Here is a 5,627-nt window from a genome sequence, read left to right as displayed (position 1 = left end):
CAGGCGCAGCGTTCGCTGGCGTGGCGGACGCGGGCCCGCTGGCCGCAGGCGCGGCTGGCGAACTGGCGCCTCCTGCCGTTGGCGCTTTTGGAGCTTCGCTGGCGCCATTGGCCGCCGCCGGGTTCAGCGTGTCGGCCGGCTTGTCGGGCGATTCAGCCAGCTCGGCCGGCGCGCTCTTGGGCTGCGGTTTTGCACGGCTGCCCACGGGCGCATGCGGCGCGGCGGCAGCCTGCGCATCCGGCAGGAAGCGCTGCAACAGCTGGAAAAACCCTTCATAGAACTTGGGCCGCGCAACCGTCTGGCTACCGGTCTTCACCAGCGAGTCGTCGCTGGAGCCGAACGGCATGGACACCTGGCCCAGCACGCTTACGCCCACGCTGGCCGAACTGTTGGTGCGCTTGATCGAATAGCGGTCCTGCACCGCGTTGGCGAACACCGTGGCACGCTCGTTCGCGCTGCCGTCGGAGGCGCATTCGATGTTGAAGGCGATCTGCGTATGCTGCCCGTTTTCGTCCTGGAAATTCTTGTGTCCCGTGACGCGCGAACCCTCGAACTTGTCGATGTTGTAGCCCTGGCTCAGCAAGGCGCGGCGGCCAGCGTCGCAGGCCGCGACATTACTCGCGGAGACGGTGCGCGAGTAGGTGTTGTTCTGGGTGAAATCTTCTTTTTCGAACTCTGGCTTGGGGGATGAGCACCCTGCCAGGACGCCCGTCAGGACAAGCAAGGGGACCAGGGGTGGACGGCGGTAAACAGGGGGCATGAATTGGGGTCCGGCATGAGACGGCGTGCGGCGCGGCCTGCCAGCATGGAGGCCCGGCCACCGCCCCAGGCACGGAACAGTGATGCGTAAAGGGTTCGTTATAGCGCATCCCCGGCACCATTTCTTTTACCAGGGATGTGTAGTTCAACGCAGAGGTAACAGGATTCAAAAAAGGGCCGCATCGCAGCCGTGGCAACCCTCTCAGGACGACGCCCGAGCGGCTTGCAGCGGCCGGCGCGCCTACTTATCCAGTTCGCCCAGGATCTTGTATGCCAGCCGCACCCTGGCCTCGTTCGGATAGTTCCGGTTGGCCAGTATCACGATGCCCAGCTTCTTCGACGGCACGAAGGCCACGTAGCCGCCGAAGCCGTTGGTCGAACCCGTCTTGTTGATCCACACGTCATCTTGCGGCGGCAGCGGCGGGTTCAGCGCGGCCACGGCCTGGCTCTGGCTGTTGTAGTTGCCGGCATTGGCCGTCAACAACGCGTCCAGCGCCACCGGATAGCGCAACTGCTCCCAGACCATATCCTGGGTCATGTCGCCCAGCTGGTAATAGCCGACGTGCGTTTGCGCGATCGCGTTGCGGAGTTCGGCATCGGCCACATTCAGGCCCATGTTGGCGTCGACAAAGCGGATCAGGTCGCGCGCGCTGGTCTTCACGCCGTAGGCTTCGTCCGCCAGCACGCCGGGATTCACCCGGACGGGCGCGTCCTGCTTGTTGTAGCCCTGCGCGTAATCCGCCATCCTCGCGGCGGGCACATCGATGTAGGTGCCGGTCAGGCCCAGCTTGGGAAACAGGTCGCGCTCCATGGCCGTCTTGAACGGCCGGTTCAGGCTCTTGGCGGCGATCAATCCCAGCATGCCGATGCTGGGATTGGCATAGGTGCGATAGGCGCCGGCGGCGCGCTCGGGCTGCCAGGCCTTGAGATAGGCCATCAGCTGCGCCTGGTCCCGCACCGTGCCGGGCACTTGCAGCGGAAAACCGCCCGTCGTGTGCGTGCCCAGGTTGATCAGGGTGAGCTTGGCAAAGTGGCTGCCGGCAAGCTCGGGCAGGTACTTGGCCGGGCTGTCGCCCAACGCGAGACGCCCGCGCGCCTGGGCGTAGCCGGCCAGGGTCGCCGTGTAGGTCTTGCTGATGGAGCCGACTTCGTAGAGCGTATCGCTGCCGGCCGGCTTGCCTGTTTCCTTGGACGCCAGGCCGTAGTTGTAGAAGCGCTGCGTCCCGTTCTGGGTAACAGCGATCGACATGCCGGCGATACCGTGTTCGCGCATGACGGCCTGCGCCGCTTCGTCGACCTTGCGGTCCGCCTCGGCCTGGCCGGCGTGCGCCACGGCGCAGCCGCCGGCCACCAGCGCAAACAATCCCGTGCGCAACATTCCGCTCAAGCGCATTCTCGTCATCCCATGTGGTGTTGAATTTCCGCGACGCCGTAGTCTGGCGGCGCGCATGCATCGTAACGCGACGGCGCGGCTCATTGGTACTAACCCTTGGTCTCATTCCTGCGGATTTTGGCTATCCTCGCCTCGTCGATCCAAAACCCCGCAGAAGAGACCTGTCCCAGCGGCAGGCGCCGACGGAGCAACCGCCCCGGAAACTCTCAGGCAAACAGGACTGCGCGGTCTAGACAATCTGGAGAGAGGCGCCGAGCGCGCCCACCGAAGGGGATCCCGCCGCCGCTTGCGCCGTGGGTGAAGCTCTCAGGTACAGAGACAGATGGGGTGCTGCGGCCGGGTGGCCGCGGCCACCCAATCTGGAGCCATCATGCCCCGCATCGCCATCATTGGCGCCGGTATCACCGGTGTCACGTCCGCCTATGCCCTGAGCAAACTGGGATACGACGTCACCGTCTACGACCGCCAGCGCTACCCCGCCATGGAAACCTCCTACGCCAACGGCGGCCAGTTGTCCGCCAGCAACGCCGAGGTCTGGAACAGCACCGCCACCATCCTCAAGGGCCTGCGCTGGCTCGGACGCCACAACGCGCCGCTGCTGCTCAATCCCCGCTTCAGCTGGCACAAGTATTCCTGGCTGGCGCAATTCATCGGACAGATCCGCAACTACCGCCGCAACACCATCGAGACCACCCGCCTCGCCATCGCCGCGCGCCAGCACCTGTACGCCATGGCTGAAGAGGAAGGGATAGATTTCGACCTGGAGCGCCGCGGCATCCTGCACATCTACCACGACGCCGCCAGCTTCGAGACCGCCCGCCGCGCCAACGTCCTGCTGCAAGCAGGCGGGCTGGAGCGCTACGCGGTGTCGCCCGAGGAAGCGCGCGGCATCGAACCCACGCTGCAAACCTCTTGCCACGGCGGCTTCTACACGCCCTCGGACGCCACCGGCGACATCCACAAGTTCACAAGCGGCCTGGCCCGCGCCTGCGAGCGCCGCGGCGTGCGCTTCGCGCAGGATGCCGACATCCGCAACATCAGCCTGGACGGCGCCCCCTACGTGCTCGATGTCGCGCGCGAAGGCGGCGCGCGAAACGAACAGCACGAGGCCGACGCCATCGTCGTCTGCGCCGGCGCCGTCAGCCGGCAATTCGCCAGGCAGCTGGGCGACAGGCTCAACATCTATCCGGTCAAGGGCTACTCCATCAGCGTGCACCTGGACGACGCCGCCAGCCAGGCCGCCGCGCCCCGGGTCAGCCTGCTGGATGAAGCCGCCAAGATCGTCACCAGCCGCCTCGGCGACCGCTTCCGCGTGGCCGGCACGGCGGAGTTCAACGGCTTCAACATGGACATCCGCGCCGAACGCGTGCAGCCGCTGGTGGACTGGACCCGCAAGCATTTCCCCGGCATCCGTACCTCGCGCGTGGTGCCCTGGTGCGGACTGCGCCCGATGACGCCCAGCATGATGCCTCGGGTCGGCCCCGGCAAGCGGCCGGGCGTGTTCTACAACACGGGGCATGGGCATCTGGGCTGGACGCTGTCGGCGGCAACGGCGCAGATGCTGGCGGCGAGCGTGAGGATGGGACTGGGCGAGGCTTGAGTTGGGGGATGCGAGCAGGCCCGGCACTGATGCAACCGGGTTTGCTGGCAACCCTTCGCCCACGTTGAATCCGTTCGCCTTCCAGCATCCCGTGCGCGACGCGCCGCGCAGGTCAATGCGCCAAGGTAGCCTCCCTGTCCTCGGCAGGCAGCGGTTCCGCATTTTCACCTTGCCGGAGACTGTCCTTGCAGATCTTCCCATCCTTCATCACCAGCACGATCCTGTCCGGATCAACCAGCAAGGACAGGTCCTTGAGCGGATCGCCGTCGACCATGACCACGTCCGCCAGATAGCCGGGACGCAGCATGCCCAACTCATCCGGGCGCTGCATGATATGGCCGCCCAGGCCGGTGGCGGACACCAGCGCCTCGGTCGGAGTCATGCCGATGTAGTCGACGAAATACTGGAGGTCGTTGGCGTTGGTGCCATGCGGCATCCAGGCAAAGCCATAGTCGCCGCCGGGCAGGATGCGGATGCCGCGCTGGTGCATTTTCCGCAACGACTCCGAGGCGATTTCGAGCTCACGCTTGTAGCCCATCTGCTCGGCGATGGCGGGGGTGATGCCGTACTCGGAGGCGTTGAAGGCGGTCCGGATCAGCCAGCCTATGCCCGGGGCAACGAAGTGCCTGTCCTTGTTAGCTGCCAGCATGTCGAGCGCTTCCTCGTCCGCGAAGCTGGCGTGGTAGATCATCTCGATGCCATGGCGCACGCATTGCTTGACCGACTCGCTGGAACGCGCATGCGCGGCGATACGCTTGCCGTAGCGCTTGGCCTCGCTCGCCAGCATGGCGATCTCGTCTTCGGCGAAAGGCGACATCTCGGCCGGCAGCCCGGCGATGTACTCGCCGGACAGGTTGATCTTCAGGTGGTCGACGCCGTACTTGATGAAGGTGCGCGCCGAACGCCGGATCTCTTCAGGCCCGCTGCATACGCTGCCGAAGCTCAGCTCGTCGAACGGCATGTGCGGCAGCGAATTGTCGCCCAGCGCCCCTATGGTCGTGATCTCCTGGCTGCCCGCGAGGTAGCGCGGCCCCGGGCATTCACCGGCATTGATGGCGTTGCGCAGCACCACGTCCAGGCGCGGCTTGGCCGCGGCCGCGCCGATGGCCGAAGTCCAGCCCATCTCCAGGTAGCGCTTGGCCACGCGCACGCACCAGAGAATATGCTCCTCCGGCGGCATGAACTGGATCGCGGCCAGCGTGGGCTGGTCGTTCCAGGAAAAATGCGTGTGCGCTTCGGTCATGCCGGGCATCAGGAAGCGGCCGCGCCCGTCGATGACGCGCACGCCGTCGCGGCTCACCTGCTGGGGCGCGCGCGCGACCTGCGCGATGCGCGCGCCTTCGATCAACACCTCGCCTTGATAGGTTTCCGCGCCGCTGCCATCGAAGATGGCGACGTTGGTAATGGCAATTCTGGACATGACAGGTCTCCTCCGGCCTGCGCGGCAGGCCGATTTCTTATGTTGAAGCGCCAGGAAAACGTGGCTTAGCGCAGCGCCGCGTAAAACTCCCGCAAGGCCTGGACGCAGGCCTCGGGCTTTTCGCAGGTGGTCCAGTGGCCACATCCGTCCAGCACGATGCGGCGGCTGCCGGCCATGCGCGCGGCCAGGGCCTCAACGTTGGCGGGCGGCGCTACGCCATCCTGGTCGCCCGTGACCAGCAAGGCGGGGACGCCGATCACCTCGACGGCTGCCGGCTGCGCGTCCGCCAGCGCCTCGCAGCTTTGCGCGTAGCCTTCCGGCGGCTGGCGCATCACGCTCTCGCGCACCAGCGCCAGCACGGCGGGCTGGTCTTGCCTGGTCTGGGCGCTGGTCGCGCCCTTGACGATGGCGTCCGCGATTTCCTGCATGGCGGCGTCTCCGCCGCGCGCGAGTTC

At 66.3% G+C, this 5,627-nt stretch carries 5 protein-coding genes and 2 riboswitches; of the genes, 1 reads left to right on the top strand and 4 read right to left on the bottom strand.

The features are described from left to right. Both WBB14_RS20090 and ampC read right to left on the bottom strand, forming a co-directional pair. The coding region (locus tag WBB14_RS20090) for a DUF2242 domain-containing protein (RefSeq protein WP_424241393.1) at positions 1 to 760 on the bottom strand (760 nt) is incomplete at its 3' end. Positions 761 to 1,000: 240 nt separating this feature from the next. Continuing rightward, on the bottom strand, positions 1,001 to 2,137 hold the full coding sequence (gene ampC / locus WBB14_RS20085) for a class C beta-lactamase (protein ID WP_424241394.1): 1,137 nt from the start codon (positions 2,135 to 2,137) through the stop codon (positions 1,001 to 1,003). 156 nt (positions 2,138 to 2,293) lie between these two features. Beyond that, positions 2,294 to 2,385: riboswitch (glycine riboswitch) on the top strand. A 1-nt stretch (position 2,386) separates the two neighbouring features. Next, positions 2,387 to 2,478, top strand: a riboswitch (glycine riboswitch). A gap of 44 nt (positions 2,479 to 2,522) precedes the next feature. Between ampC and WBB14_RS20080 the strand changes: the two genes are divergently transcribed. Continuing rightward, entirely contained in the window at positions 2,523 to 3,752 is a 1,230-nt protein-coding gene (locus WBB14_RS20080; RefSeq protein ID WP_424241392.1) for a D-amino acid dehydrogenase, read from the top strand. 112 nt (positions 3,753 to 3,864) lie between these two features. Here WBB14_RS20080 and WBB14_RS20075 read toward each other — a convergent pair whose 3' ends face one another. Both WBB14_RS20075 and WBB14_RS20070 read right to left on the bottom strand, forming a co-directional pair. Further along, positions 3,865 to 5,172, bottom strand: a complete 1,308-nt coding sequence (locus tag WBB14_RS20075; RefSeq protein ID WP_424241391.1) for an amidohydrolase family protein — start codon at positions 5,170 to 5,172, stop codon at positions 3,865 to 3,867. Positions 5,173 to 5,237: 65 nt separating this feature from the next. Then, on the bottom strand, positions 5,238 to 5,627 hold a 390-nt coding region (locus WBB14_RS20070), incomplete at its 5' end, for an alpha/beta fold hydrolase (protein ID WP_424241390.1).

The sequence above is a fragment of the Achromobacter sp. genome (assembly GCF_049647645.1).
In the GTDB taxonomy this organism is placed as follows: Bacteria; Pseudomonadota; Gammaproteobacteria; order Burkholderiales; family Burkholderiaceae_B; genus Achromobacter.
Note: the sequence above shows the minus strand (reverse complement) of the source record. Positions and strands in the feature narration are given on the sequence as shown.